The organism is Actinophytocola sediminis, from assembly GCF_054779715.1.
In genome coordinates this window covers 1-26,967 of record NZ_BAAGXS010000078.1, presented here as the reverse complement: position 1 = coordinate 26,967, position 26,967 = coordinate 1, and the positions used below count along the sequence as shown (strand labels likewise).

Sequence of the window (26,967 nt, the reverse complement as noted above, 5' to 3'; positions counted from 1 at the left end):
CGGGCCGCTGGGGACTGCTGGTCACTCGACTGCTGGCCTAACGGCCGGACTCGTACAGCGACGCCACCTCTTCCGGCGGCAGCGCTCGGTCGAACACGTGCACCTGGTCGATCGCACCGCGCCAGAAGTCGACCGGGTTGCCGCCGAACTTCGCCCGGCCGATCACCGTGTTGCCCTGCGAGTCACTGCCGACACAGGCGTTGGCCGACCCGGCCTGCTGACCGTCCACATAGAGCCGCAGCGTCCCGGAGACGACATCTCGCACGCCAACCAGGTGATACCACCGCCCCGGCTCCGGCACACTCGGCGCCAGCGCCCGTACCCCGACGAAACTGAACGCGAACCGGTTGTCCGACCCCGAGTACTGCAGGAAGTACCCGCTGTTGGAGCTACCGTCCTGGCTCACCGCCGTGGCGAACCCGTCCAGACTGTCCAGCTTCACCCACGCGGCGACCGAGTAGTTCCCGGTGGTGTCCGTCAGCGGCGCCCCGGTGTCCACATAGGAGTCACCGGCGAACTGCAGTCCGGCGCCATCGCGACCGTCCGTCCATGTCGGACCGTCGACCAGCGTGCCGTCCGCGTCGCCGACCTCGTCGGTGGTGGTCGTGCCGGAACCCTCGCTGAACGGGTAGTAGTGAATACCGTCCGCGCCAGGGGTTCCCGGTCCCGGCGGCTCGGTGCTCCCGCCGGATCCGTCGGCGCTCGCGATGATCTCCTCGTTGATCGCCCGCACCTGCGCGAAGTCCATCTTCTCCACCTGGCGGTCGTAGGTGAAGAAGCCGTTGACCTCGTGCTCGACATCGGTGATCTGGGTGTAGATCGCCCCGGAGATCCCGCAGTTCTGCGCGGAAGTCAACACATCGCGCTGGTTCTCGACATAGCGCCGGGTCAACGTCGCCTCGTCCGGGGTCATCTCGTAGGCGTGGCCCTCGCCGAACCACATGTGGTCCTCGACCTCGAGGCCGAAACCACCGTGCTCACCGTCGACCGACACCCTGGTCGCGTCCGGCACCGGCTGCGCCGGGCCGACATAGGCGTGGTGGTCGATCATGTCGCCCTTGCCGGAATCGCCCTTCGAGTCACAGCAGTTCACTCCGGAGTGCGCGTTCACCAGCCTACTGGGGTCCATCGCCTTGACCTCGTCGGCGATCCGGCCGGTGGCCTCGCGATCCCACTCGCCCCAGCCCTCGTTGAACGGCACCCAGGCCACGACCGACGTCCAGTTGTCGTGCTGCTCGATCATCGTGTGCAGCTCGGCCTCGAACTGGGTCTGGGCGTACGGCGGCGGGTCCTCGTTCGAGGTCTTCATCGCCGGCATGTCCTGCCACACCATCAGTCCAAGCTGGTCGGCGTGGTAGAACCAGCGGTCCGGCTCGACCTTGATGTGCTTGCGCACGGTGTTGAACCCCAACACCTTGTGTTGCTCCAGGTCGAACCGCAGCGCCTCGTCGGTCGGTGCGGTGTGGATGCCGTCCGGCCAGAACCCCTGGTCCAACGTGGACATGTGGAAGAGGATCTCGCCGTTGAGCGTCATCCGCAGCTTGCCGTCGGCGCCGGGCTTCATGCCGATCTCGCGCATGCCGAAGTACGAGCCGACCTCGTCGACCGTCTTCTTGGGACCGTCGAGCAGTCGAACCTTGAGGTTATAGAGGAACGGCGAGTCCGGGGACCACAGCTTGGCCTTGGGCACCGGCAGTCGCAGGTCACTGTTCGCCGCCCCGCGCACCCGGCCGACCTCGCGCCGGCCGTCGTAGGCGATCGCCTCGACGGTCGCCGCGCCACCGACGGTGTTGGCGCGCAACGTGATGCTGCCGTCGGCCAGCTTCGGGGTCAGATCGAGCTTGGTGATGTGCTTGGGGGCCACCGGCTCCAGCCACACCGTCTGCCAGATCCCCGAGCTGCCCGTGTAGAAGATGCCCCGGTCGGGCACCCGGCGCTGCTTGCCGACCGGCTGCCAGGTGGCGTCGGAGAGATCCTCGACGCCGACGATCAGCTCCTGCGGGCCACGCTTGGCCAACGCGTCGGTGATGTCCACACTGAACTTGTCGTAGCCGCCCTGGTGCGCGGTGACGAGCTTGCCGTTGACCCACACCTTGGACACGTAGTCGACCGCGCCGAAGTTCAGCACCAGCCGGTCGCCGCCGCGGCCGACGCGCCAGCCGGCCGGCACCTCGAAGGTGCGCCGGTACCACATCCGGTCCTCGCTGCGCTGGATCCCGGACAGCGCCGACTCGACCGGGTAGGGCACCAGGATTCGCTCGTCGAGGGTCTGGCCGACCGGTGGTGTGCCAAGGGATCCGGTGCCGGCGAACTCCCAGACTCCGTTGAGGTTCTGCCAGTCGCCTCGGGTCAGCTGGGGTCGGGGGTATTCCGGCAACGCGTTGTCGGGGCCGACCTCGTCGGTCCACGGCGTGGACAGCGGCGGAGTTCCCGGCTGCCAACCGGGATCGGCGGTCGCGGGCGTCGGTGTCGCGGGAATCAGGGCCACTGTGGTGAAAGCGGCCACGATCGCACCGAGAACCCTTCTTCGAACGGCTGTCCTCATCGTTGGGTCAACCTCCTTGGTGGGTAACGGAAGAGCTACCGCCGCCGGCCGCGGAGATGTGCGCGGCTCAGGTACGCCTGGACGGCGACCACGACGGCCAGGAACGCGCCGCTGACCACCGACTGGTAGTGCGTGGACAGCGTGCCGACCTGGTTGATCACGTTCTGGATGACGCGCAGCAGCAGCACCCCGGCCAGCGTGCCACCGACGGTGCCGGCGCCGCCGGTGAGCAGCGTGCCGCCGATCACCACCGCCGCGATCGCGTCCAGCTCAAGGCCTTCGCCGACGATGGTCACCCCGGAGGCGGAGTAGGCGGCGGCCAGTGCGCCGGCCAGGCCAGCGAGCAGCCCGCTGCCGAGGTAGAGCAGCATCGTGTCCCTGGCGACGGGCAGGCCCATCAGCGTCGCGGCCTCCCGGCTGCCGCCGATCGCGAGCGTGGTGTGGCCGAACCTGGTCCGGCCGAGCACGACCACCCCGACGACGAACAGGCCGAGCGTGATCCAGACCGGCAGCCCGAGCCCGAGAAAGGTTCCCTGCCCGAGTTGGGTCAGCCAGTCGTCGCGGGCCATCAGCCGGGTGGTCGCGCCCTCGTCGGTGATCGCGAGCAGCAGGCCGCGCGCGCCGAGCAGGGTGGCCAAGGTGACGATGAACGGCGCCAGCCGGCCGTAGGCGACGAGCACCCCGTTCAGCAACCCGATCGCGCCACAGACCACCAACGGCAGCAGCAGTCCGACCAGCGAGCCCCACTGGATCCCGTAGGCGGCAAGGACTCCGCCAAGCGCGTACACCGAGCCGACGGACAGGTCGATGCCCCCGGAGATGATGACGAACGTCATGCCGAGCGCCACGATCGCGAGGAACGAGCTCTGGATCGCGATGTTGCGCGCGTTGCCCAGGGTGGCGAACGAGTCGAACGACGCCGAGGCGACCAGCACCACGAGCGCGAGCACCACGATCGAGCCGCGCCGTTGCACCAGCCCGGCGACCCGCTCGGTTCTGGTCAGCTGTTCGCTCATCGTCATCGGGCACCCCGGGAACGCTGCAGGTAGACCGCGAGCACGATGATCGCGGCCTGGACGATCTGGGCGGTCGAGTCCGGCAGGTTGTGCCGGATCAGGGTGGCGGTGATCAGCTGCATCAGCACCGCGCCGGCGACCGTGCCGAGAATGCGCACCCGCCCGCCGGACAACGGCGTGCCCCCGACCACGACCGCGGTGATGGCCGACAGCTCGAACAGGTTGCCGATGGCCGACGGGTCCGACGCGGTCAGCCGCGCGGTGGCCACGATCCCCGCCACCGCGGCCAGCACTCCACTGAGGACATAGGTGAACAGCAACACGCGCCGCACCGGCAACCCGGCCAGCGCGCTCGCCGACCGGTTCCCGCCGACCGCGACCAGCTGCCGCCCGAAGGTCGTGTACCGCACCAGCAGCCCGACCAGCACCGCCAGCAGGACCGCGATCCAGCCAACCACCGGGAGCCCGAGGAACTCCCCGCTGCCCAGCCACAACAGCTCTTCGTTGCGAATGTCCTTGAGCTGCCCGTCCGCGAGCACCAACGCCAGCCCGCGCCCGCCGACCAGCAGGGCGAGGGTCGCGACAATGGGCTGAATCCCCACCACCGCCACCAGGCTTCCGTTCAGCGCCCCGCAGATCGCGCCGGCCACCAACGCCAGCCCAACAGCGGCCACCACGCCATACCCCAGATACAACGGCAACATCGCGGCCGCCACCGCCATCACCGACCCGACGGAGAGGTCGACGCCCTCGGTCCCGATGACCAGCGCCATCCCCAACGCCACGATCAGTACCGGCGCCACCTGCACGACCTGCGTGCTCAGATTCCCCCAACTGGCGAAGTTGGGACTGAAGACCACGTTGTAGAGAACAAGAACCCCAACAGCCGCGTAGACGCCGTTCTCCCGCACCCACTCCGCGAGTCCAACGCTCCCACCCCGCGAGTCCAACGCTCCCGCCACGCGAGTTCGACGTTCCCGACCCGCCGGCCGCCCCTCGTCGCCGGTCATGCGGTCTCCTCCGCCAGCGCGGCGAGCAGTGCGGCCTCGGAGATCTCCGCGCCGGCCAGCCGGGCGACGACCTTTCCCTCACGCAGCACGACGATCGCGTCCGAACCCTCCACCACCTCCTCGAACTCCGAGGAGATCAGCACCACGGCCAGGCCGTCCCTGGCCAACTCGTCGACCAGGCCCTGTACCTCGGCCTTCGCGCCGACGTCGATGCCCCTGGTCGGCTCGTCGAGCAGCAACACCTTGGGTTGGGTGCACAACAGCCTGGCGAGCAACACCTTCTGCTGGTTGCCGCCGGACAGCTCGCCGACCCGTTGGTCGGGACTGGCCGCCTTGATCCGCAGCCTGCGCATGAAGGTGTCCACAATGGAGTCCTGGCGCCGCCGGGAGACCAGCCCGGCCGGGGACAGCCGGGGCAGCGCGGCCAGCACGATGTTCTCCCGCACGGACAGGTCCGGCAGGATCCCGTCCGCCTTGCGGTCCTCGGGCAGCAGCACGACGCCCGCGCGCATGGCGGCCGCCACCGAGCCGGTGCGCAAGCGTTTGCCGTCGACCTGGACGGTGCCGTTGTCCAGCGGCAACGCGCCGGCGATCGCCATCACGGTCTCGCTGCGCCCGGCACCGAGCAGCCCGCCGAGCCCGACGATCTCGCCCGGCCGCACGGCCACGTCCACGCCGTCGAGCCGGTGTTTCGCGGTCAACCCGGTGGCCTCGAGTACCGGGGCGGTCTGTTCGGCGGTGTGCTCGCCGGCGAACCGTGTCGCGCCGTCGCGGCGGACCTCGTCCAGATCCCGGCCGAGCATCTGGGCCACCAGCCGGAGCCTCGGCAGGTCGGCCAGCGGTCCGTTGTGGACAAGGCGGCCGTCGCGCAGCACGGTGACCCGGTCACAGATGCGGTACAGCTCGTCGAGCCGATGGCTGACGTAGAGCACCGCCACCCCGTCTGTCCGCAGGCGTTCGACGATCGCGAACAGGGTGTCGACCTCCCTCGGCTCGAGCGAGGAGGTCGGCTCGTCGAGGATCACCACTCTGGCCCTGGTGGCCGCGGCGCGGGCCACCGCGACCATCTGCTGCACCCCCATGCCGAGCGTGCGCAGCGGTCGTTTGACGTCGACGCGGATGCCGTAGGACGCGAGCAGTTCGGTGGCCGCCGCGTTCATCGCCCGGAAGTCCAACAGCCCCCAGCGGTTTCTCGGCTCGCGGCCGAGATAGATGTTGCTGGCCACCGACTGCAGTGGTACCAGGTTGACCTCCTGGTACACGGTGCTGATGCCGGCGGCCTGCGCGTCGGCCGGCCGTCCGAAGTGGACGTCCTGGTCGAGGTAGGTCAACGTGCCGCCGTCAGGTGCGTAGACCCCGGTGAGCACCTTGATCAGCGTGGACTTCCCGGCGCCGTTCTCGCCGACCAACGCGTGTACCTCGCCCGCGTGCAGCGTGAGGTCCACATCGGACAGCGCGACGACTCCGGGAAACCGTTTGCCGATCGCGGTGGCGGTCAGTACCGCGTCCATATCGCGCCGTTCTCCCGCCCTGCTCGGTCTGCTCAGTAAGCGTTCGCGACCTCACCGGAGGCGTTGTCCTTGTCGTACAGCTTGTCGCTGATCACGAGGTTCTGCGCCACCGGCTCGCCGGCGAGGAACTTCTCCAGCGTCTCGAAGGCGAGCGGGCCGAACCTCGGGTTGGACTCGACCACCGCGTACATCTCGCCGTCGACGATCTTCTGGACCGCGTTGCGGGTGCCGTCGATGGACACGACGTGGATGTCGGTGCCCGGGGTCTTGCCGGCGCTCTTCAGCGCGACCAGGGCGCCGAGGGCCATCTCGTCGTTCTCCGCGTACACGCCGGTGATGTCCGGCTGGGCCTGGATGATCTGCTCCATCACCTGCTGGCCCTTGTCGCGGGCGAACTCGCCGGTCTGCTGCGCGACGATCTCGATGTCCGGGGCGACCTTCGCCAGCTCGTCGACGAAACCGTTGGTGCGGTCGGTGGTGACGTTGTTGCCGGAGGCGCCGAGCAGGATCGCGACCTTGCCCTTGTTGTCCAGGGCGGTCGCCATCTCCTTGGCCGCGCGCTTTCCCTGCTCGACGAAGTCCGAGCCGAGGAAGGCGACGTAGTCCTCGCAGGGCGCGGAGTTCACCTCGCGGTCGATGGTGAGCACGGGGATGTCCTTGGCCCGCGCGGCATCCAGGGCCGGCTCAAGGCCGTCGGAGTTCAGCGGGGCCACGATCAGCACCTGCGCGCCCTTGTTGATCATGTCCTGGATGTCGGAGATCTGCTTGCCGAGTTGGGAGTTGGCGTTCGTGGTCAGCAGTTGCTTGACCCCGGCCTCCTCGGCCGCGTCCTTGATCGACTGGGTTTCGGCGATCCGGAAGGGGTTCGCCTCCTTCTCCGACTGGGAGAACCCGACGATCGCGTTCGCGAGCTCGATCTGCTCGCCGCCGTACTGCTCGAGGGAGCAGGTCGGGCCATCGGCGGCGTCGGTCTGGGCGACCTGTGCGCCGCCGGTCGAGTCGGTGGAGCCGCCGTCGCCGGAGTCCTCGGACTTGGTGCACGCACTCAACGCGAGTGCCGCACACAGGGCCGCGGCGCCGGCGAGGCGAACGGGGCGAAGAGAACGGAAAGCCGCCATTGGCTCACTCCTGGCCATCGCGGAGGTTACATCCGATTCGCAACCTCGCCGATCAAATTCAGTCACATCCGAAAGTTATCTGTCAAGACATCACGCCAAATTCGCACATGTTCGATCAGAGGTTGAACAAAGTTGCAGCCGCCACGGGGTGGCCTGCGGACGTTCGGGAGGCCGGCGCGCGTCTCGTTGAAAAGCCCTGAATGCCCCATTGAGGACGTTGAGCGTCCCAAATGGGGCATTCAGGGCATCGGTGTGCGGGGGGTGGTGGAGGCCTTGCTATGTGTGAGGGGCGTGAGTAGGGTCAGGAAAGCGCTTTCCGGCAAGTGATTCCTGGTCACGCGACCCCACGAGGTGGTGGGCGAATGTCGAATCCAAGACGATGGCTGGTGGCGATCGCTGGTGCGATCGTGTTCGTTGGCGGCCTGGTGCCGAGTTCGGCAGCGGCTGACTCGCCCGCGAACACCCCGCCGAACACGACAACAAACACCGCGGCGGCGGACGAGCCGATTCAGGATCCCTTGCCAGACCCCGTTCCCGCGAACCTCGGCATCACGGTCGAGGAGTTCGCCCAGTTCCCGAAGACCGAGCCGGTGCCGGCGCCGACCGACCAGCGCCTGGTCCGCCACGCCAGGATCAACCACCTCGGCGAACTGCCGGACGGTCGCATGTACGTCCCCGACCTCAACGGGCAGATGTACCTGCTCGGCGACGACGGCACCCCACACCTCTACCTCGACGTCGGCGCCACGTTCGCGCCCGAGTTCATCTCCGGCCGCGGTCTCGGCTCCGGCTCCGGGTTCATCACCTTCCACCCGGACTTCGCGCGCAACGGCAAGTTCTACACCGTGCACACCGAATGGGGCGCCGGCCTCGCCGAGCCGACCACCTATCCCGCCCAGCCAGGCACCGCCTTCCACGGCATCATCACCGAATGGACCGCGACCGACCCGGCCGCCGACACCTTCGCCGGCACCCACCGCCAGGTGATGCGCCTGGGCTTCCGCGGCCAGATCCACGGTTTCCAACAGATCGACTTCAACCCGACCGCGACCCCCGGCAGCGCGGAGTACGGCGTGCTCTACCTGGCCGCGGGCGACGGCGGTCTCGGCGCGTCCACCACCGGCCCGCAGGACACCACCAACCCGTACGGCAAGCTCCTGCGCATCGATCCCCTGGGGGACAACGGACCTGGCGGCACCTACGGCATCCCGGCGGACAACCCGTTCGTCGGCGACGACGGTGTGCTCGGCGAGATCTACGCGATCGGCATGCGTGACCCGCACCGCTTCAGCTGGGATTCCGCCGGCAGCCACCAGATGTTCCTCGGCCACATCGGCGAGCACCGCATCGAGGCCGTCTACGACGTCCACCCCGGCGACAACTTCGGTTGGAGCGAACGGGAAGGCCCGTTCGTGTTCAAGCGAGGCGACTCCCAGTGCGGCGTCTACCCGCTGCCGGCCGACGACGACCAGTACGGCTACACCTACCCGGTCGCCGCGTTCGACCACAACCCGCCGCCCGGCCACCCGCTGTGCGCCGACTCCGGCCACGCGATCAGCGGCGGCTTCGTCTACCGCGGCGACGATGTGCCGCAGCTGCGCGGAAAGTACCTGTTCACCGACCTGGTCGACGGCCGGATCTTCTACACCGAGGCCAGCGAGATGCGCCGCGGCGCGCCGATGGCGCAGATCCGGCAACTGTCGGTCTACACCGCGGCCGGTCAGCGCACCACGATGCGCGAGCTGGTCGGTCACAACCGGGTCGACCTGCGCATCGGCCAGGACGGCGAAGGCGAGCTGTACCTGATCGCGAAGGCCAACGGCAAGATCTGGAAAGTCAGCGGTACCAACACCTTCGCCGACTGCCGCACCGGCGTCACCCGGGTCGCCGCCGACGGCGCCCGCGACTGGGCCCCGGTCACCCCGAGCAAGTGGCGCTTCCACCGCGACCAGGCCGTGCTGACCGAGGCGGGGGAAGCCCGCCCCGGCCCGCGTCGCCCGTTCGAGTACGCGGTGCTCGCCGACGGCCCGGCGCTGACCTCGGCCAGGATCGACGCCAAGGTCCGCCTGGACACCCCGGTCGAGATCAGCAACCGGGACGTGATCATCGTCTTCGGCTACCAGTCGGACACCCGCTACTACTACGCGCATCTGTCGACGGACAACACGATCTACCCGCACAACGGGATCTTCGTGGTAAACGACGCCGACCGGCTGCGCATCGACGACCAGTGGAACGAGACCCTGTCCTACGGCGCCGCGCCCGCGATCACCGACGCGAACTGGCACGACGTCCGGGTCAGACACTGTGCCGACACCGGTGAGATCACCGTGCACGTCGACGGGAAACTCGTGATGACCGCGCTGGACCAGACCTTCGGCAGTGGCCGGACCGGGTTCGGCTCGTTCGACAACATCGGCCGGGTACGGGACTTCACGGTCACCGGCACGGCTGTGCGGGGGTGAAGTGATGCGGCGGCACCGGTTCTCGAGGTGGGCGACAGCGTTGTTGTGCACGTCGACCGCGGTGTTGTGTGGCCCGGTGCCCGCTGGGGCAGACCCGGCGGGCACCGGCGCCGTGTTCCCGACCCTGACGCGAAACCTCGTCGCGTACTACGACTTCGAGCATCCGGTGCGCGCGAATCCAGCCCTGGAAAGGGATCTTGGCCGCTCGGGCACGGATCTCGCGCTGGTCAACGGTGGCGAGCGGATGCGCGTGCGCGACCGGGGCGGCCACGCCCTGGTGACCAGGCAGGTCGAGCCGACGCTGGCCGGCAACGACGACTGGAAGGCCGGGGTCTACGCCGATGGCGGCGTGCCGACGCTGCGCGCGTTCAACGCCGCCCGCGAGGCCACCGTCATGGGCTGGTTCAAGGTCACCGGCGACCTGCCAGCGCTCAACTCCACCACCCCCGCGCCCGACGACCGCTACAACGCCGTCGGCCTGGCCGGGGTGCTGACCGGCGACTCCGACGGCCACGCCGTGCGCGCGCTGCTCGAGGTCATCGACGTCGCGGGGGTGCCGAAGGTGGTGGCGCTCGGCCGTCGGGTGGACGGTGCGAGCTCGCAGACCTTCGCCGCCGACGCCGACTGGCGCACCGTGCTCCCGCGCGGCACCTGGGTGCACCTGGCCGCCACGTTCGACTTCGACACCGGCGAGCTCGCCCTGTACCGCAACGGTCGCCCGCTGGCCGGCGCCTACACCGGCACCGGCGACCCGTGGGAGCTCGACGGGCCACCGGAGCCGGACCTGACATCCGCGACCGACCCGGCCGGCATCAAGATCGGCGGCAGCTTCCCGCAGAACACCCGCGAGGCCAACCCCTGCGACTGCCGGATGGACGGGCTGATGTTCCTCGACCGGGTCGTGTCGCCGACCGAGGCCTGGCTGCAGTACCGCTGGTCGAAGGACTAGCCGAGCGGCTCCGCGCGGATACTGAACGACGGGTTCAGGTGCGCGGTGTCGTTGAAGCGGCGGATGATCCACCGGTCCTCGGTCACCACCAGCTGGGTGATCGAGGCGTTGTCCGCGTCGATGAAGGCGAAGGGCTGCGAGCCGGTGGCCATCGCGACGATCTGCCCGATCGCCCCGCCGTGGGTGACCGCCACCACGTGCCCGTCCGGGTGGGCGGCCGCGATCCGCCCGATCCCCGCGCGCAGCCGGGCCGCGAAGTCCTCAGTGGACTCCGCGCCGGGGATCGCGTCCCAGCGCTGGGTCTCCCACATCCGCACGGCGTACTCGTGCCGCTCCGCCACCCGGATCCGGAACAGCCCGCCCTCCCACTCGCCGAGCCGCACCTCGCGCAGGTCCGGCTCGACCTGAGGGGTGAGCCCGAGCCGCTTGGCCAGCGGCGCCGCGGTCTGGTGGGTGCGCCGCAGTGTGGTCACGTAGACCGCGTCGACCTGCTCGACGGCCAGCCGGTCGCCGACCAGCTCGGCTTCGCGTTCGCCCTCCGGCGCCAGCGGCGGGTCGCCGTGCCCGTCGACGAGCGGGAACGGCTGGTCGATCAGCGCGGGGGCCGACTCGCCGTGGCGGACCAGCAGGATCTCGGTGGCGCCTGGCGGCAGCGTGAAGCGGAACTGGCGGTGTCCGGGGGTCTCACTCATGAGGTCCATTCAACACCGTGTCCCGAACCGAATACTCGAGTCAGAATATTTGGGCTATGATGACCGGCATGCGCAAGCGCAAGGTCGCCAACCCGCTCGCTCTGGCGGTGCTGTGCCTGCTGACCGAGCGGCCGATGCACCCCTACGAGATGTCCAGCACGCTGCGGGAACGTGCCAAGGAGGAGAGCATCAAGCTCAACTTCGGCTCGCTCTACTCGGTCGTCGAGTCGCTGCGCCGCCACGGGCTGATCGACGTCCTGGAGACCGTCCGGGAGGGCCGCCGCCCGGAGCGCACGGTCTACGCGATCACCGATACCGGGCGCGAGGAGTTCGTCGACTGGGAGAGCGAGTTGCTCTCCGTCCCGGTCAAGGAGTTCACCCAGTTCGAGGCGGCGCTGTCGCTGATGGGGGCGCTGCCGCCGGACGAGGTCGCCCGGCTGCTGGAGACCCGCCGCATGCGGCTGGCGACCGAGATCGTCAGCATGGCCGCGGTGATGGACGAGATGGCCAAACAGGGTCTGCCCTACCTGTTCGCCATCGAGGCCGACTACGTGATCGACCTGCGCAGGGCGGAGTTGGCGTTCGTCGAACGGCTGCTCGACAAGATGACGGACGGCACCCTGGACGGGCTCGATGTCTGGCGGCAGGTGCACGCGAGCGGCGGCCGGACGATGGAGAGCGACTGGGACCAGGCCAGCGCGCAGTTGCGCAGCATCAAGTAAACCGCTGGCCGGGTGCGGCAACACCCGGCCAGCGTCCAGAAACCCAGGCCCGATCCGTGACGGCCCGCGACCCAGGCACCCTCTTCACCATAGCTGGCCGCGCACGGACCGACCTGGGCCACAACCAGGAGGTTCAGGGAAATGACAGTGCCAGCCGAACGGGTGTCCGCCCGTCCACAACGGACCGAGGAGCCGGCGATCCGCGCCGAGTCCCTGGTCAAGACCTACGGCGAGGTCACCGCGCTCGCCGGACTGAGTTTCTCGGTGGCGCCGGGCACCGTGTTCGGCCTGCTCGGCCCGAACGGCGCCGGCAAGTCGACCACGATCAGGATCCTCACCACGCTCTCCCGCCCGGACAGCGGCACGGCCGTGGTGGCCGGGGCGGATGTGCTGCGCCGGCCGGATGCCGTGCGCCGGGCCATCGGCGTGGTGACCCAGGGGGCGAGTACCGACCCGCAGGCCACCGGCCGGGAGAACCTGTTGCTGGCCGGCCGGATCCACGGCATGCGCGGCCGCGAGGTCAAGGCGCGGGCCGACGAGCTGCTCGACCGGTTCGGGCTGACCGAGGCCGCCGGCCGGATCGTGCGCACCTACTCCGGTGGCATGCAACGGAAACTCGATGTCGCGATGGGCCTGGTGCACCGGCCGGCGGTGCTGTTCCTCGACGAGCCGACCACCGGCCTTGACCCCCAGGCGCGCGCGGACATGTGGGCCGAGATCGCTCGACTGTCCACACAGGAACAACTGACGGTGATGCTCACCACGCACTACCTGGAGGAGGCCGACCACCTCGCCGACCGGCTGGTGATCGTCGACCGGGGCACGGTGGTCGCGGAGGGCACCCCCGACCAGCTCAAGAGCGAGCTGCGCGGCGACGCGGTGGTCATCGACCTCGGGCCGGACGCCGACCTCGCGGTCGCCGGCGGGGTGATCGAGGCGCTGGCCGGCACCAGCGAGCTGACCGTGGAGGGCCGCACGATCCGCACCCGCGTCGACCACGGGGCGAGCGCGGTGCCCTCGGTACTGGCCGCGCTGGAACGGGAGTCGATCGCGGTGGTCGCGGTGACCATCGCCCGGCCAGCGCTGGACGATGTCTACTTGCGACACACCGGCCGGTCCTTCGCCGCCGCGGAGCGGGTGAGTGCCTGATGGCCGTGCTCGCCCAACACTCGGCCTACCTGACCGGCCGGCTGCTGCGCGCCACCCTGCGCCAGCCGGCGTTCGTCGCGATCTCGTTGGTGCAGCCGATGATCTGGCTGCTGCTGTTCGGGGAGCTGTTCAAGCGGGTGGTGGAGCTGCCCGGCTTCGCGACCGGCAGCTACGTCGACTTCCTCACCCCCGGGGTGGTCGTGATGACCGTGCTGTTCACCGCGGGCTGGGCCGGGATGGCGTTCATCGACGACATGGACCGCGGGGTGATGGACCGCCTGCTGTCCTCGCCGGTCAGCCGCACGGCGATGATGGTGTCCTCTGTGGCCAACCAGGCGGTGACGATCGTGGTGCAGAGCGCGATCGTGGTGGTCATCGCGCTGTTGCTCGGCGCGGAGTTCGCCGGCGGGGTGCTCGGCGTGCTGGTGATGCTGGTGTCGGCGATCCTGCTCGCGGCGGCGTTCGCGTCGCTGTCCAACGGGATGGCGCTGATCGTGCGCACCTCGGAGTCGCTGATCGGCTTCTCCACCATGCTGACGCTGCCGCTGTCGTTCCTGTCCTCGGCGATGATGGCCAGGGAGGCGGCGCCGGCGTGGATCCAGGCGGTGTCCACCTGGAACCCGGTGGACTGGACGGTGGTCGCGAGCCGGGAGGCGCTGTCGGCCGATCCGGACTGGGCGGCGGTGCTCAGCCGGCTCGGTGGGTTGCTCGCGGTCGCCCTGTTCGCGATCTGGTTGGCCACCAGGGCGTTCCGCGCCTACCAACGTTCGCTGTAGGTCATAGCCGGCGGCTATGACGGGATGCCCTGCTGGTGGCTACCCACCGGCAGGGCGCCACCGCACCATGAGGGTGTGCTGGCGGTCAGGGTCGGGTCGGGGTTGGCGGTGGTCGCCGCGGCCACCGCCGTCGGCCAACTGGTCGGCTGGCTGGTGCCGGCGGCCAGCCCACTGGTGGTCGGCGTGCTGCTCGGGATCGTCTGGCGCGCGGTGTTCGGCCCGATCGCCGCGCTGACACCGGGTTTCCGGTTCGCCGCGTCCTGGTTGCTGCGTGCCGGGGTGATGCTGCTCGGGCTGCAGCTGGTCGTGTCCCAGATGGTCCACTTCGGACTTCCGGTGCTGGCGGTGGTGCTGGTGTCGGTGCTCGGCGCGTTCGTGGCCACCCGCTGGTTCGGCCGGCTGCTCGGACTGTCGAAAGCGCGGTCCCTGCTGGTGGCCACCGGCGTCTCGATCTGCGGCGCGTCCGCGGTGGCCGCGGTCAACCAGGTGGCCGGCGGGGACGAGGAGGACGTGGCGACCGCGGTCACCTCGGTCACCCTGCTCGGCACGCTGGCGATCGGCGTGTATCCGTTGGTCGGCCTGGTACTGGGGCTGCCCGACCACGTCTTCGGCATCTGGACCGGCGCCAGCGTGCACGAGGTCGGTCAGGTGGTGGCGATCGGCGCCGCGGCCGGGCCGGCGGTGTTGCAGGTCGCGGTGGTGATCAAACTGGCCAGGGTGGCGCTGCTGGCCCCGTTGGTCACCGCGGTCGGCCTGTCCCGGCGGGGCACCGGCGATGCCCGCCCGCCGCTGCTGCCGTGGTTCGTCGTCGGGTTCGTGCTGCTGGCGTTGGTCCGGACCACGCTGCCGGTGCCCGCCGCCGTGCTGTCCACTGCGGAGCAACTGGCGAGCGTGTTGTTGTGCGCCGGCATGTTCGGCCTCGGCTCGGCCGTCGACCTGCGTTCGGTCGTGCGCGCGGGCGGTCCGGCCATCGCCGCCGGCGGCCTTGGGAGCGTGGTGCTCGCCTGCCTGGCCGGCGCCGGTATCTGGCTGACGGCCTGACCCCGGCGCTCAGCGGCCGATCACCGCCAGCAGGGTCGCCGCCGGGCCGCCGAGCCGGCGACCCCTCGGCCACACCGCGCGTAGCCGTCTGGTCAACGTCAGGTCGGCCACGGGCACCGCGACCAGCGAACCGCTCGCCAGGTCGCTCTCCACCGCGTGCCCGCTCAGCACCGCGGGCGCGATGCCGGCCACCGCCGCGCCCTTCACCGCCGCGCTCGACCCGAGCGCCAGCTGCGGGGTGACCGGGTCGTGCGGGGTCAGCAGCCGGTCGAGCGTCTCCCGGGTGCCCGACCCGGATTCCCTGACCACCAACGGGGTCGCGGCCAGCTCGGCGGCGAGCAACGGCCGCCGGCGCCGGGCCCACGGATGGCTCGGGGTGACCACGACGAACAGCTCGTCGGTGGCGACCACCCGACTCGCCAGCCCCTCGGTCAGCGTCGGTCCCTCGACGAAGCCGATGTCCACCTCGTCGTCGGTCAGCACCAGCCGGGCGACCTCGGCCGAGTTGGTCACCGTCAGTCCGACGTGGACCTCGGGCTCCCGGACACGCAACTCCGACAGCCAGCGCGGCAACAGCGCCTCGGCGATCGTCATGCTCGCCGCGATCCGCAGCGCCGCCGACCGGCTCGACCACAGCGTCGCCACGCTGCCGACGAACTCGTCGGCGGCCACGAGCAGCTTCGCCGCCCAGGCGACCACCAGCTTGCCGTCGGTGGTCAGGGTGGAGCCCTGCGGGCCACGGACCAGCAGCGGCACCCCGGTCCGGCGCTCGAGCGCGGCGAGTCGCTTGGTCGCCGACGGCTGGGCAAGGCCCATCGCCCTGGCCGCGCGCCCGACGCTGCCCAACTCCGCGACGTGCACCAGGAGTCGGAGGGAGGCGAGGTCAGGTGGCGCGGTCATGCCAGCACACTAGGACTATTGCGCCCAATGGGAGCATGATGCCGCCGGACACGGACATCGGGGAGGCATCGTTGGGTGCGGAGCTGAACGGTTTACGCGCGCAGTTGCTCCGGCACGTTCGGGAACACGGCGGTGCCACCGACGCACTGGTCGCCGACGCGCTGCGGACCGTCCCGAGACACCTGTTCCTCCCGGACCTGCCGCCCGACACCGCCTATCGGGACGAGGTCATCGTCACCAAACGGGACCGGGCCGGCAAGCCGACCAGCTCGTCCTCCCAGCCGACGATCATGGGGATCATGCTCGACCAGCTCGGCGCGGCCAGGGGGCACCGGGTGCTCGAGATCGGCGCCGGCACCGGCTTCAACGCCGCCCTGCTCGCGCACATCGTGGGCACCGGCGGCCGGGTGACCAGCATCGACCTCGACCAGGACGTGGTCGAGCGGGCCGAGGAGAACCTGTCGGCCGCCGGCTGCACCGGGGTCACCGTGCTCACCGCCGACGGCGCCATCGGCTACCAGCCCAACGCCCCCTACGACCGGGTGATCGCCACCGTCGGGGTGTGGGACCTCGCCCCGGCCTGGCTCGACCAGCTCGCCCCCGGCGGGCGCATCGTGGTCCCGCTAGACCTGCGCGGGGTGCAGCGCTCGGTGGCCTTCGAGCGGTCCGGTGGCCACTGGACCAGCCGGTCGGCTCGCCCGTGCGGGTTCCTGCGGATGCGGGGCTCGCTGGCCGGCCCGGAGCGGACCTACCTGCTCGACGCGCCGACCGGGCTCACCCTGAGCCTGCCGGATGCCCGCGAGCTGGAGGCCGATGCGGTCGTGGAGGCCATCGACAGTCCACCCGAGAGGGTGGCGACCGGCGTTCGGCCGGGGCCCTACGAGCTGCTGGACGGCCTCGGGCTGTGGCTGGCGATCCGCGAGCCGCGCTGGTTCGCGCTGTCGGAGGTGGACCCGGGCACGCGGCTGCTGGACGCGCCCATGACGGCGCCGGACGGGCGGGCCACCGTCGGCCTGCTCGACGACTTCGGCCTGGCGACCATCCGGGCGGGCGCGGACGGCGAGCTGGTGGTGACCGGCGACGAGCAGCCGGTCGAGGAGCTGGCCGGGCACATCGCCGCGTGGCAGCGCGCGGGTCGGCCAGGTTCGGCCGGGCTGCGTGTCGAGGCCCATCCGCCGGGCACCGCCGTCGACGGGGCCTACGTGCTCGACAAGCGCTGCGTGCGCCTCGCACTGTCCTGGCCGGAGTAGTCCGGACTGGACTGCCGGGGCCGGTGTCCGTAGGGTCATCGGCCAAATGGTGAAATCGGCTCACGTTTCGGCCGAGTCCGCTCCGCGCGGGCGACTGTCGGCCGGCACTCGCTTCGGTTACGCGCTCGGGTCGCTGACCTGTGGCGCGTTCGGCACTGTGCCGGGGTTGTTGCTGCTGCCGTACCTGACCGACACCCTCGCGGTGTCCGCGTCGGTGGCCGGGCTGCTCGTGCTGGTGCCCAAGGCCTGGGACGTGCTGTTCAACCCGGTCGCCGGGCGGATCAGCGACCGCGCCGGTACTCGGCGGCCGTTCCTGCTCGGTGGTGGGCTCGCGCTCGCGGTCTTCTTCGCCGCGCTGTTCGCCGGCCCGGACACCGGCTCGACGGCGGTGGACGTGCTGTACGTGGTCGTGATGTTCCTGTTGTGCGCCACCGCGTTCGCGCTCTTCCAGGTGCCCTACAACGCGATGCCGGCGGAGCTGGTCGACGACCCGGTCGAGCGCACCAGGCTGACCGCGTGGCGGATCGCCGTGCTGGCGGTCGCGATCCTGGTCAGTGGGGCCGGGGCGCCCGCGCTGCGGGACGCGGTCGGTGGCGCGGCTGGCTACCGGGTCATGGGCATCGCGGTCGGCGTGCTGATCGTGCTCGGCGCTGTCGGGGTGTACCTGGGTACCGCGCGGGCGCCGGGAACCAGGGTGGCGCCGTCGGTGTCGAGCTGGGCCGAGGTGTTCGCCGCGGTCCGCGACTGCCGGCCGTTCCGCTGGCTGCTCGGCGCGTTCGTGGTGCAGGCCGTCGGCATCGGCACGATGCTGGCCGGCGTCGACTACCTCGCCAGGGTCGTGCTCGAGGACCGAGGCGCGCAGGCGCTGCTGTTCGCCGCGTTCGTCGGGCCGGCGCTGCTGGTGATGCCGGCGTGGCAACGGGTGGCCGCCCGGTACGGCAAGCGGATCGGGTACGTGCAGGCCACGCTGGTGTTCGCCGCCGGCGCGCTCGGACTGCTCGCCGCGCCGGTGCTGCCGGTGGGTGCGGTGGTCGCCTGTGCCGGCGTGTGCGGCGTGGGGTACGCGGGCATCCAGGTGTTCCCGCTCGCCATGTTGCCGGACGTGATCAGCGCGGAGGAGCGGCGGACCGGGCAGCTGCGCGCCGGGCTGTTCGCCGGGGTGTGGACCGCGGGGGAGACCCTCGGGCTCGCGCTCGGGCCTGCGCTCTACGGGGTGGTGTTGGCCGTCGGCGGGTATGTGTCCTCGTCGGCCGGGGAGCGCGTGGCGCAGCCAGCTGGCGCGGTCACCGCAGTCGTTCTGGGCATCGGACTGGTGCCCGCGTTGTTCGCACTCGCCGGGCTCGCCCTGCTCCGGCGCCGAGTTGTGGAGGTCACCGACCGATGACCGGAGGGTTACCCGCCGACCAGGTGCTCACGGAGTTGCGGCAGTTGCGCGGCGGTGACCTGCCGACCCACGGTGGGCGCACCCTGGCCTACGTGTACGACAGTGGACTGTCCGGTGTGGACGATCTGGGGGCGGCGGCGCACGCGTTGGCCAGCTCGGCCAACGGGCTCGACCCGACCGCGTTCCCCAGCCTGCTGCGGATGGAGAACGACGTGGTGGCCGTCGCGGCCGCGTTGCTTGGCGGCGGTTCGTCCACTGTGGGCAGTGTGACCTCCGGTGGCACCGAGAGCTGTCTGCTGGCGGTGCAGGCGGCCAGGGACGCGCGGCCGGACATCGCCAGGCCGAGGATGGTCATCGCGGACACCGCGCACGCCGCGTTCCACAAGGCGGCGCACTACTTCGGCGTCGAGCCGGTCGTTGTGCCGGCCGATCCGGCGACCTTCCGCGCGGACGCGGACGCGATGGCCGCCGCCATCGACTCGTCGACCGTGCTCGTCGTGGTGAGCGCGCCGTCCTACGCCCACGGTGTGGTCGACCCGGTCGCCCTGGTGGCCGCCGCGGCCGCCGCGGCCGGGGTTCGGTGTCATGTGGACGCCTGCATCGGCGGTTGGCTGCTGCCGCACTTCCGGCGGCTGGGGGTGGCGGTGCCGGACTTCGACCTGTCCGTGCCCGGCGTGACCAGCCTCTCGGTCGACCTGCACAAGTACGCCTACTGTCCCAAAGGGACGTCGGTGCTGCTGCACGCGGACGCCGCGGTGCGCCGCCCGCAGCTGTTCGCGAGCGCGGCCTGGCCCGGGTACACGATGTTGAACTCGACGCTGCAGTCGACCCGGTCCGGTGGCCCGCTGGCCGCGGCGTGGGCTGTGCTGCGCCACCTCGGCGACGACGGCTACGCCCAGCTGGCCGAACGCACGCTCACCGCGGTGCGCGCGTTGCGGGCGGGGATCGAGTCGATCCCCGGCCTGCGGGTGCTCGGCGACCCGGACGCCGCGTTGTTGGCGGTCAGCTGTGCCGATGATCTCGACGTGTTCACCGTCGCCGACGAGATGACCGCGCGGCGGTGGTATCTGCAGCCGCAGTTCGGGTTCGGCGCCTCGCCGGCGAACCTGCACCTGACCGTCACCGCCGCCAACCACGGTGCCGAGGGGGAGTTGCTCGCCGATCTCGCCGCCGCGGTCACCGCCGCGCGGGCCGCCGGCCCGGTCCGGCTCGCGCCGGAACTGGTGGCCGCGATCGCCGCGCTCGACCCGGATTCGCTGACCCCGGAACAGTTCGCCGGCCTGCTGGCCGCCGGCGGGTTGGACGGGGCGGCCGTGCCCAAGCGGATGGCCGAGGTGAACACGATGCTCTCGGTGGCCTCGCCGGGCCTGCGGGAGCGGCTGCTGGTCGAGTTCCTCAGCGCCATGTACACCCCCGATCCCGCCTAGCGCGGCTGGTTCAGCGCGAGACCGACCACGGCGGCACCCGCGGCCTGCATCGGCAGGCCGGCCACCGAGGCCGAGGTGAACGGGCGCTCGGTGACCGTGCCCTCGTCGTTGCGCGCCACCCAGGCGCCGAACAGGTCGTCGAACACCGCGGCGTCGATCACCACCGACACCAGCAGATCGGTCGCGAAGGTGAGCGGGTCGACGCCGAGACCGAGACAGCTGGCCCGGATCCGCCCGGCCAGCAAGGCGTCCGTCATCGCGACGGCGAACGGCCAGGTGAGGTAGTCCACATCGGAGCGTTCCGGCTCGCCGAGCAGCTCCTCGGCGTACTCCCGCAGGATGCAGTGCCACAACGAGAAGTCCGTGTCGTCGCGGTTGGGCCCGGCGGCCTGGAACACGCCGACCGGGAGCACCTGGTAGAGCCCGCCGGCATGACCTACCCTGGCCGGGTCGCGCCAGTGCAGGAAGAACGTGTCGCCCGACCGTCCACTGCGGACCGTGAGGACGCTGATCCCCAGATTCGCCGGCCGCCGCGTCAGGTCACACGGATCGCCGATCGCGTCCCGCAGCGGGCTTGGCCCGCCGGCCGCGTACTCGTGCGCGGCCGCCTCACCGGTGTCGATATGGTCGAAATACCGCCCTGGACCGAACTCCAGCCGCGCGTCGCCGGTCAGTGTGGCCGACAGCAGCCGATAGGTTGGCCGGTTCTCGAACACCGCTGGCGGGTCGAACTCAGCCATCATGGCGGCGTAGCCACTGTCCGGCAGCTCGGGCACCGGCGGCGAGTCGCCGAGCGAGATCGCGATCTCCGCCAGGTCGACCGGCCGGTCGGGCACCCAGTCCGGTCGGGTCAACAGCGCGGTGCCCGCCAACCGTGGTGCTCGCGGATAACGCGCGGCCGCCTCGACGCCGAGCCGAAACCTGTTGTGCCGCAGGTACTCCCGGACATCCAGCCAGCTCATCGACACACCGGCCGCCAGTACTGCTCGCGGACATCGTCGCGTACCAGCACACCCATCCTGGCCAACAGTTGTGGCAGCCAGCCAACGACCGCGTAGCCGGCGGGCAGCAGCGTCCTGGTCATTCGTCCCCTCCTCCCGAGAGGATTGTGCCCCAAGCCCCACCCGCGCCGGAAATGTCCGCTGTGGAGGGCCAGGCCGAGTAGTTGATCGCAGAACTATCGAAGGCGCGGTGGTCTGCCGTAGGGTCGCAGCGTGGTGCCGCTCCGGGTGCCACCGTGGAGGTGGATCGGTGACGCGGGAGACCAGCGGTCTGATCGGTTCCGCACAGCGGGCGTTGCGGGTGCTGGACATCGTGGGTTCGGCGGGCGACGGAATCACCGCGAAGGCGGTGGCCAGGAGAACCGGCTACAACCTGTCGACGACGTATCATCTGCTGAACACGTTGGTACACGAGGGTTATCTGATCAGGCTGGGTCATGGGCGCGGGTTCGGCCTCGGCTACAAGGTGGGCAACCTGTACCGGCGCCTGTGCGCGGAGTTGGACGTGGGCCAGGAGATCCAGGACGAACTGCACCGCCTGCACCTGCGAGCCGAGGCCCCCGCGTACTACACGGTGTTCCGCGAGACGGACATCGTGGTGGCGGCGGTGGCCGACTCGCCGGAGTTCCCCCGCGCGACCCCACTGGACTTCGGCTTCCACGAAGCCGCCCACGCCACGGCCTTCGGCAAGGTCCTGCTCGCGTCGATGCCACGCCGTCAGCGGCGGGACTACCTGGCGGGCGCCGGTATGCCAAGGCTCACCGAGCGCACCACGGTTCGGGTCGCGGACCTGGACACCGAACTGGACCACGTCGGCCGGGCAGGCCTGGCCCTGGAGATCGAGGAGTTCCAACCGGAACTGGCCTGCCTGTCCGCCCCCGTCCGCGACCCCAACAACCGAACAACCGGCGCCGTGGCCTTCTCCGTCCCCGCCGCGACCTTCCACACCCGCCGCCACCACCTCGAACAAGCCGCCCGCACCGGCGCCGCCCGCCTCGCCCACCTCCTGGCCACCCGCCCCTCCCGTCCCGCGAGTCCAACGCTCGCGTCTCGCGAGTTCAACGCTCCGGACCCGCGAGTCCACGACTCACCCCGTTCGGTCCTGAGAGCTGCCGTTCACGACCTCAGCTGACGTCGAGGCGACGCCGCCGACCCGCGTGGCTTCTCCCTGGCTGACCCCGAAATCCACCCCGTGCAGTACCTGCGCGAGCACCTCCACGCCGCGCACCACACGAGGCCCCGGCCGGTTGAAATAGGCCGGACCGTCGAGCACCCAGACCGCCGACAGCTCGTCCCAGCCGGGCAGGGTCGTGAGCAGGTGCAGTTCCTCGATGGTTCGCTCCGGCGGGAATCCGCACGGCAGCAACAGAAGCACGTCCGGCCGTGCCTCGATCACCCGTGCCCACTCGACGGCGCCGGTGTGTTCGCCCGCCTCCGCGAGCAGCGGCGCCCCGCCGGCGATCTCGATCTGTTCCGGCACCCAGTGCCCGGCCGGCCAGATCGGGTCCAGCCACTCGATCGCCGCGACCCGGGGTCGTGGCCGTTCGGCGACCTGCCGGCGCACGTCGGCGAGTCGGGTGTGGAGGGCGTCGATCCGCGCGGCGGCGACGTCGGGCACGCCGAGCGCCTCGCCGACGACCCGCACCGTCTCGAGCACCTCGGGGAGGGTGCGTGGCTCGAGGCTCAACACCCGTGGCCCGACTTCCATGACCCGCACCGCCGCCGACACCTGCCGGTACGAGACCGCGCAGACCTCACACAGTTCCTGGGTGAGCACCAGGTCCGGGGCGAGCCGGGCAAGGAGATCGCGGTCAAGCCCGAACAGCGACGAGCCGTGGTGGCGCGCGGCGGTGGAGATCTCCCGGCTGGACAGCCCAGGAGCCAGCCCGCTCGTGGTCACCACCGGGACCTCGGCCACCGCCGCGGGCCAGTCGCATTCGTGGGTTCGGCCGACCAGCTCGGCGAGGAGACCGAGCTCGGCGACGATGTCGGTGGCTGCAGGGAGTAACGATGCTATCCGCACACTCGAAAGTGTATTTCTTGACGTGGGGCCGATCACTTCCGACTTCGGAGCGTAACCAAGAATGGGCTGCTCAGTTGATTGCTCGCTCACCTGCAGGTGGGGACACGCAAGTCACTCGATTGAGTCATTCGTAGCGTAGTCGCAGGTGAACAAGTACTGCTCGTATGCATGTGCAGGTGCATGTTCCACCCTTTTGGCGGGGAAGTAACGTCTCGGCCATTCGCCGATGAATACACACCGTTCATCGCTTGAATGGGCGCGTCACAGTCAGATAACAAGATCAATAGGTGATGATGGCCAAAGAGCGCGCCTGGGGGCAACGCGCGGCTACAACTGCACCGCACATGCCGGACGTGACTTCCTGCTGGAACAGGGAGCCACGCGACGTCCGAACCCAGGCGAGCACGTTCACCGCTCCAGCACCAGAAGAGGAAAGAACGATCGACCCGCAACCGCCCAGGAAGGGTCCGGACCGGCGCACTGTTCAGTTGGCCGCACTGGCCGAACTGGACATCACGCCGGATCCGCCACCCGCCCCAGTAAGGATCATCCCCGCGCCGCGCACCGCCAGCGGCCGCTTCGCCCTGCCGATATCCCGCGACGACTGGTTGCGGTTGGCGGAGCGTGCGGTCGGCGACTGGGCGGCAACCCTTCGCAACGCGCTGCTGCTGTTACTGGTGTTCGCGGTCATGGTCACGTTGATCGGTATCGCGTTCGGGGTGGAGAGCGCGGCCGCCACGACAGCCGTCGGGCTGCTGGTCTTCCTCTTCGGTCGCCGGCGTGATGATTCGATCTCGGACTGAAAGTCCAGGTCGTGACGCAGGATCCGAGCGAATGGTCCATTCGCTCGGTGCAGGATCCCCGATGCCGAATGCTACGGACGAGCACTGACAATCGTGCTCGGTGTGGGACCTGGCTCGGGGCGGGGAAGGTAAGGGCATATCGGAGAGGGCGTCGTGACCGCGGCGCCCTCTCCGATGTTCTGGCCGGTTGTCGGTCGCAAGGCGCCCGTGCATCCACACGTTATCCACAGGTCAGCCGCGCGTCGGCCCAGTCGGCGTGGTCGAAGTTCTTGTTGTCGCCGCCATCGGTGACCAGCAGCGAGAGCATGCGCACCCCCGTGACGTCCACCTCCACCGGCGCCGCGGGCCCCGGACGCAACACACCGCTGTCATGCAGCGTCTCGCCGTCGCCGATGACCTCGAAGGTCACCGAGCCGGGCTCGGTCGTCTCGTCGTCCAGGCCGACCAGTGCGTCGAACCGGGAGCACTGCTGTCCCAAGTAGACGGTGAGGTTCGCCGGCGCGTGCATGCCGAGACCCTTCTCGTACACGACACCGTCGATGGTCAGCGGATTGCCGTCCGCGCCGTCGGACTCGTTCACCGAGCGGTCGCGCTCCACCGGCCCCCACCCGTTGGTCTCGGTGACGAACGGCAGGTCGCTGACATACGGGTTCCCGCTCAGCGGCGGCGGCGGAACGAACGCCAGGACCGCCTGCTCGACGTGCACCGGATCGCTCCACTGTGGAGTCGTGAACGTCGAGACCACCGGAACGTCGACGTAGCCGGTCGGGCTGTCCTGTCCGACATGGACAGTCCAGCGGCCGGTGACGGACTCGCCCGCTGGCAGCCGTTTCCTGGTCACCGGCTCGCCGGTCACCGTCCAGCCGGCTGGCGTCTCGGGCGCGAGCCGGACGTCGCGCACATTCCGGTCGGTCTGGAATGTCGCGGTCACCTCGAAGGATTCGCCCTTTGTCGCGTCAGTCTCGCCCTCTGGGGTCACCGTGAGCGTTGATGCCGGCACCTGCCGGATCGGCTCGTCACAGGTCGTGCGGCCGGGGCGTGCGGGGCAGGCGATGGCAACAAATCCGCCATCGGCGGGCACGTCGACCGTGAGGGTGTCCTGTGCCGAACGGATGGCACCGGTGCGTACCAGGTCACCGCGCGGAGGCACGCCGTCGGTGGCGACCTCGACCAGCCATCGGCCGCCGCCGAGGAAGCCGAGTGGTGCGGTCATCGTGCGCGCCTGTCCGGATGAGATCCCGCCGACGAACCACCGATCACCGCTGCGCCGGGCGAACACCGAACCGGTGGACGGATGTCCGGCGACCAGCTGGGTCTCGTCCCAGACGGTCGGCACCTGGTTCAGGTAGCGCAACGCCTCCGGGTAGCGCTCATAGGCCTCCGGCATGTCCGCGAAGTGTTGCCAGCCAGACTCGTAGACCACCGGCAGGGCCACCTCGTGCGCGATCGACGCTCGCTGGATGCCGGTGTCCAGCGAGACCGGCGTGTAGTCCATCGAACCGACCACGTTGCGGGTGAACGCCTGTACCGGGTTGTTCTCCGGCAACGGGTAGTTCTCCGCGCCGCGCACCGCCTCCATGGTCATCACGTGCGGCCACGTCCTGGCCAACCCGTGGGGGATCGTCGATCCGTGGAAGTTGACCATCAGCTCGAGTTCGGCGGTCTTGGCCAACACCGTGTCGTACCACTGGTAGCGCGCCTGGGTGTCGGACTCCATGAAGTCCAGTTTCACGCCGCGCACGCCCCAACTCTTGACCAGTGGCAGAACGGTGTCGCGTTCCTCGGCGGTGTCGAGTCGGTTCCAGTGGAACCACAACAGGATCTCCACGCCCCGCGCCCTGGCGTAGCGCACCAGTTCGGGTACCCACTCCGCGCTCCAGCCCTCGTCGACGAGCACGGCGTACCAGTTGTTGCGCGCGGCGAAGTCGACGAAGTCCTTCTGGCGTTCGAAATCGCTCGGGCTGGAGTGCTCGGAGAGCCAGGACCAGGCCACCTTGCCCGGCCGGATCCACGACGGGTCACTGATCTTCGACGGTGTCGCCAGGTCATCGACCAAAGTGGACTCGGTGACGGTGGCCAGATCGCCGACGATCGCCGTGCGCCATGCGGTGTGTTTCGTCGTCACCTGCTCGTCGGCGAGGACGACCTGGTAGTCGGTCGATCCGGCGGCGTGGCGCAGCCTGCTGCCGGAGTACCGGCCGTCCACGTCGGACTCGGTGAGCAGGGCGAAGTCATCGCCGACCTGGAACAGCGACGGGTAGCCGAAGTCGCCCGCCGCGGCCTCACCCGCCGTGGTGGCCACCCGGTTCTGCTCGTACCAGGCGTTGTAGGGCAGCAGCCAGGCCGGCGCGTCGGCGGGAAGGGTGAACGCCGACGCCTCGCCGGTCACGGTCGCCTCGGTCGGCAGCTCGTAGCGGTAGGCGACGCCGTCGGCGGCGGCGCGGACGACGAGCGTCATCGCCGCGTCGTCCGTGCCGCGCAGGTCGAGACGTAGCTCCGACAGCTGGTTCGCCCGGTCGAGGCGTTTGCCGGTGGTCATCCGGTAGCGCTCGACGACCGTCCGTCGGGCGGTGTTCACCACCTGCAGGTCGGTGCTGAGGTCGGCGTCGGTGGTGTGCAGGCCGATCGGGGCCGGGGCGAGGACGGTGCGGCCCTGCCGGCTGACGGCGAGGGTGGGGGTGCCGTCGGTGAGTGCGAGCTCGGCGGCGATCCCGCCCTGGGCGACGGTCCACTGTTGGGGCGCCGGCGTGGCGGAGGCCGTGATCGCGGTCCCGGCGAAGCTCAGTGCGACGACGGTGACGGAGGCGGCGAGGCGGGACAGGGACAGCATTCGGGCTACCTCCGCGCACGGCATTGGGCGGCTCACGGCTGTGAGAATGTGGAAGTTTCTGTGTGCTTCCTGTTCAACAGATACTGGACTTGTGCGGGAAAGACAAGACTTTCGCCCATGATGTGCAGACTTTCGCCCATTAGCACCAAAAGTCCGTGACCTGCATGGAGGGTTGTGCGGGGTAGGTGGTCAGCGTGGTTCGCGAGTGGCCGCTGTGCCTCGGGTGGGGCGAAGCCGGTGCGAAGTCCGGCTTAGTCCGAGCGATGAGGGTTCGCCATGTCCGCGGGGTTGGACTCGCGTGTCGGGAGGGTTGGACTCGCGTGTTGGGGTGCGCCGTTTGGGGGGTGGGTGAGGG

The 26,967-nt window shown here is 70.1% G+C and carries 22 protein-coding genes; 11 read left to right on the top strand and 11 right to left on the bottom strand.

Annotation, left to right across the window (positions count from 1 at the left end; all coding sequences use genetic code 11):
• Nucleotides 1-37 precede the first annotated feature (37 nt).
• From ACYVIP_RS36375 to ACYVIP_RS36355, 5 genes are all read right to left on the bottom strand, one after another.
• A complete protein-coding gene (locus ACYVIP_RS36375) occupies nucleotides 38-2,506 on the bottom strand; it encodes a LamG-like jellyroll fold domain-containing protein (RefSeq protein WP_460404830.1) in 2,469 nt (822 codons plus the stop codon).
• Between the two features lie 74 nt (nucleotides 2,507-2,580).
• The gene (locus ACYVIP_RS36370; protein ID WP_460404828.1) at nucleotides 2,581-3,567 is read right to left on the bottom strand and encodes an ABC transporter permease; all 987 of its coding nucleotides are present in this window, start codon (nucleotides 3,565-3,567) and stop codon (nucleotides 2,581-2,583) included.
• The gene (locus tag ACYVIP_RS36365; RefSeq protein WP_460404826.1) at nucleotides 3,564-4,571 is read right to left on the bottom strand and encodes an ABC transporter permease; all 1,008 of its coding nucleotides are present in this window, start codon (nucleotides 4,569-4,571) and stop codon (nucleotides 3,564-3,566) included. The genes ACYVIP_RS36370 and ACYVIP_RS36365 overlap by 4 nt, the downstream gene beginning before the upstream one ends.
• A complete protein-coding gene (locus tag ACYVIP_RS36360; protein WP_460404824.1) occupies nucleotides 4,568-6,082 on the bottom strand; it encodes a sugar ABC transporter ATP-binding protein in 1,515 nt (504 codons plus the stop codon). Before ACYVIP_RS36360 ends, ACYVIP_RS36365 begins: the two co-directional genes overlap by 4 nt.
• A gap of 32 nt (nucleotides 6,083-6,114) precedes the next feature.
• Nucleotides 6,115-7,200: an ABC transporter substrate-binding protein gene (locus ACYVIP_RS36355; RefSeq protein ID WP_460404822.1), complete on the bottom strand. Its 1,086-nt coding sequence runs from the start codon at nucleotides 7,198-7,200 to the stop codon at nucleotides 6,115-6,117.
• A 386-nt stretch (nucleotides 7,201-7,586) separates the two neighbouring features.
• On the opposite strand from ACYVIP_RS36355, the gene ACYVIP_RS36350 reads away from it, so the two are divergent.
• Nucleotides 7,587-9,665 (top strand): PQQ-dependent sugar dehydrogenase, encoded by a 2,079-nt coding sequence (locus ACYVIP_RS36350; RefSeq protein WP_460404820.1) that lies wholly within the window; start codon nucleotides 7,587-7,589, stop codon nucleotides 9,663-9,665.
• Nucleotides 9,666-9,741: 76 nt separating this feature from the next.
• Nucleotides 9,742-10,614, top strand: coding sequence for a LamG-like jellyroll fold domain-containing protein (locus ACYVIP_RS36345; protein ID WP_460404818.1), 873 nt, complete (start codon nucleotides 9,742-9,744; stop codon nucleotides 10,612-10,614).
• Here ACYVIP_RS36345 and ACYVIP_RS36340 read toward each other — a convergent pair.
• Nucleotides 10,611-11,315, bottom strand: a complete 705-nt coding sequence (locus ACYVIP_RS36340) for a histidine phosphatase family protein (protein WP_460404816.1) — start codon at nucleotides 11,313-11,315, stop codon at nucleotides 10,611-10,613. The genes ACYVIP_RS36345 and ACYVIP_RS36340 overlap by 4 nt on opposite strands.
• Nucleotides 11,316-11,374: 59 nt before the next feature.
• On the opposite strand from ACYVIP_RS36340, the gene ACYVIP_RS36335 reads away from it, so the two are divergent.
• The 4 genes from ACYVIP_RS36335 (at nucleotide 11,375) to ACYVIP_RS36320 (ending at nucleotide 14,994) form a co-directional block, all read left to right on the top strand.
• On the top strand, nucleotides 11,375-12,028 hold the full coding sequence (locus ACYVIP_RS36335; RefSeq protein WP_460404814.1) for a PadR family transcriptional regulator: 654 nt from the start codon (nucleotides 11,375-11,377) through the stop codon (nucleotides 12,026-12,028).
• A gap of 141 nt (nucleotides 12,029-12,169) precedes the next feature.
• Entirely contained in the window at nucleotides 12,170-13,177 is a 1,008-nt protein-coding gene (locus ACYVIP_RS36330; RefSeq protein WP_460404812.1) for an ATP-binding cassette domain-containing protein, read from the top strand.
• Nucleotides 13,177-13,953: an ABC transporter permease gene (locus tag ACYVIP_RS36325; RefSeq protein WP_460404810.1), complete on the top strand. Its 777-nt coding sequence runs from the start codon at nucleotides 13,177-13,179 to the stop codon at nucleotides 13,951-13,953. The genes ACYVIP_RS36330 and ACYVIP_RS36325 overlap by 1 nt, the downstream gene beginning before the upstream one ends.
• Before the next feature lie 75 nt (nucleotides 13,954-14,028).
• Nucleotides 14,029-14,994 (top strand): YeiH family protein, encoded by a 966-nt coding sequence (locus ACYVIP_RS36320; protein ID WP_460404808.1) that lies wholly within the window; start codon nucleotides 14,029-14,031, stop codon nucleotides 14,992-14,994.
• A gap of 9 nt (nucleotides 14,995-15,003) precedes the next feature.
• Here the strand turns inward: ACYVIP_RS36320 and ACYVIP_RS36315 are convergent, their stop codons facing one another.
• A complete protein-coding gene (locus ACYVIP_RS36315; protein ID WP_460404806.1) occupies nucleotides 15,004-15,894 on the bottom strand; it encodes a LysR family transcriptional regulator in 891 nt (296 codons plus the stop codon).
• A gap of 71 nt (nucleotides 15,895-15,965) precedes the next feature.
• Between ACYVIP_RS36315 and fxlM the strand changes: the two genes are divergently transcribed.
• From fxlM to ACYVIP_RS36300, 3 genes are read left to right on the top strand one after another with little or no spacing between them, the layout of a single operon-like run.
• Complete coding sequence (gene fxlM, locus ACYVIP_RS36310; RefSeq protein ID WP_460404804.1) at nucleotides 15,966-17,144, top strand: methyltransferase, FxLD system; 1,179 nt, start codon at nucleotides 15,966-15,968, stop codon at nucleotides 17,142-17,144.
• Between the two features lie 46 nt (nucleotides 17,145-17,190).
• Nucleotides 17,191-18,528 carry an MFS transporter gene (locus tag ACYVIP_RS36305; RefSeq protein ID WP_460404802.1) on the top strand — a complete coding sequence of 446 codons (1,338 nt, stop codon included), beginning with the start codon at nucleotides 17,191-17,193 and terminating at the stop codon, nucleotides 18,526-18,528.
• Nucleotides 18,525-19,955, top strand: coding sequence for a pyridoxal phosphate-dependent decarboxylase family protein (locus tag ACYVIP_RS36300; protein ID WP_460404800.1), 1,431 nt, complete (start codon nucleotides 18,525-18,527; stop codon nucleotides 19,953-19,955). The genes ACYVIP_RS36305 and ACYVIP_RS36300 overlap by 4 nt, the downstream gene beginning before the upstream one ends.
• Here ACYVIP_RS36300 and ACYVIP_RS36295 read toward each other — a convergent pair.
• Together ACYVIP_RS36295 and ACYVIP_RS36290 are read right to left on the bottom strand one after the other, a co-directional pair.
• Nucleotides 19,952-20,917, bottom strand: a complete 966-nt coding sequence (locus ACYVIP_RS36295; RefSeq protein ID WP_460404798.1) for a hypothetical protein — start codon at nucleotides 20,915-20,917, stop codon at nucleotides 19,952-19,954. The two genes, ACYVIP_RS36300 and ACYVIP_RS36295, sit on opposite strands and share 4 nt — an antisense overlap.
• On the bottom strand, nucleotides 20,914-21,039 hold the full coding sequence (locus ACYVIP_RS36290; RefSeq protein ID WP_460404796.1) for a hypothetical protein: 126 nt from the start codon (nucleotides 21,037-21,039) through the stop codon (nucleotides 20,914-20,916). The genes ACYVIP_RS36295 and ACYVIP_RS36290 overlap by 4 nt, the downstream gene beginning before the upstream one ends.
• Nucleotides 21,040-21,206: 167 nt before the next feature.
• Between ACYVIP_RS36290 and ACYVIP_RS36285 the strand changes: the two genes are divergently transcribed.
• Nucleotides 21,207-22,088: an IclR family transcriptional regulator gene (locus ACYVIP_RS36285; RefSeq protein WP_460404794.1), complete on the top strand. Its 882-nt coding sequence runs from the start codon at nucleotides 21,207-21,209 to the stop codon at nucleotides 22,086-22,088.
• Here the strand turns inward: ACYVIP_RS36285 and ACYVIP_RS36280 are convergent.
• Complete coding sequence (locus ACYVIP_RS36280) at nucleotides 22,044-22,979, bottom strand: cobalamin-binding protein (RefSeq protein ID WP_460404792.1); 936 nt, start codon at nucleotides 22,977-22,979, stop codon at nucleotides 22,044-22,046. The two genes, ACYVIP_RS36285 and ACYVIP_RS36280, sit on opposite strands and share 45 nt — an antisense overlap.
• Before the next feature lie 488 nt (nucleotides 22,980-23,467).
• Between ACYVIP_RS36280 and ACYVIP_RS36275 the strand changes: the two genes are divergently transcribed.
• Nucleotides 23,468-23,782: a hypothetical protein gene (locus ACYVIP_RS36275; RefSeq protein ID WP_460404790.1), complete on the top strand. Its 315-nt coding sequence runs from the start codon at nucleotides 23,468-23,470 to the stop codon at nucleotides 23,780-23,782.
• A gap of 220 nt (nucleotides 23,783-24,002) precedes the next feature.
• Here the strand turns inward: ACYVIP_RS36275 and ACYVIP_RS36270 are convergent, their stop codons facing one another.
• Complete coding sequence (locus ACYVIP_RS36270) at nucleotides 24,003-26,612, bottom strand: glycoside hydrolase family 97 catalytic domain-containing protein (protein WP_460404787.1); 2,610 nt, start codon at nucleotides 26,610-26,612, stop codon at nucleotides 24,003-24,005.
• Between the last annotated feature and the right edge of the window lie 355 nt (nucleotides 26,613-26,967).

What these genes read in the sequence shown, in the direction of transcription:
- ACYVIP_RS36370 (WP_460404828.1), bottom strand. Translation starts at nt 3,567, where the DNA reads ATGACGATGAGCGAACAGCTGACCAGAACCGAGCGGGTCGCCGGGCTG.
- ACYVIP_RS36365 (WP_460404826.1), bottom strand. Translation starts at nt 4,571, where the DNA reads ATGACCGGCGACGAGGGGCGGCCGGCGGGTCGGGAACGTCGAACTCGC.
- ACYVIP_RS36360 (WP_460404824.1), bottom strand. Translation starts at nt 6,082, where the DNA reads ATGGACGCGGTACTGACCGCCACCGCGATCGGCAAACGGTTTCCCGGA.
- ACYVIP_RS36355 (WP_460404822.1), bottom strand. Translation starts at nt 7,200, where the DNA reads ATGGCGGCTTTCCGTTCTCTTCGCCCCGTTCGCCTCGCCGGCGCCGCG.
- ACYVIP_RS36340 (WP_460404816.1), bottom strand. Translation starts at nt 11,315, where the DNA reads ATGGACCTCATGAGTGAGACCCCCGGACACCGCCAGTTCCGCTTCACG.
- ACYVIP_RS36335 (WP_460404814.1), top strand. Translation starts at nt 11,375, where the DNA reads ATGCGCAAGCGCAAGGTCGCCAACCCGCTCGCTCTGGCGGTGCTGTGC.
- ACYVIP_RS36330 (WP_460404812.1), top strand. Translation starts at nt 12,170, where the DNA reads ATGACAGTGCCAGCCGAACGGGTGTCCGCCCGTCCACAACGGACCGAG.
- ACYVIP_RS36325 (WP_460404810.1), top strand. Translation starts at nt 13,177, where the DNA reads ATGGCCGTGCTCGCCCAACACTCGGCCTACCTGACCGGCCGGCTGCTG.
- ACYVIP_RS36315 (WP_460404806.1), bottom strand. Translation starts at nt 15,894, where the DNA reads ATGACCGCGCCACCTGACCTCGCCTCCCTCCGACTCCTGGTGCACGTC.
- ACYVIP_RS36305 (WP_460404802.1), top strand. Translation starts at nt 17,191, where the DNA reads ATGGTGAAATCGGCTCACGTTTCGGCCGAGTCCGCTCCGCGCGGGCGA.
- ACYVIP_RS36300 (WP_460404800.1), top strand. Translation starts at nt 18,525, where the DNA reads ATGACCGGAGGGTTACCCGCCGACCAGGTGCTCACGGAGTTGCGGCAG.
- ACYVIP_RS36295 (WP_460404798.1), bottom strand. Translation starts at nt 20,917, where the DNA reads ATGAGCTGGCTGGATGTCCGGGAGTACCTGCGGCACAACAGGTTTCGG.
- ACYVIP_RS36290 (WP_460404796.1), bottom strand. Translation starts at nt 21,039, where the DNA reads ATGACCAGGACGCTGCTGCCCGCCGGCTACGCGGTCGTTGGCTGGCTG.
- ACYVIP_RS36270 (WP_460404787.1), bottom strand. Translation starts at nt 26,612, where the DNA reads ATGCTGTCCCTGTCCCGCCTCGCCGCCTCCGTCACCGTCGTCGCACTG.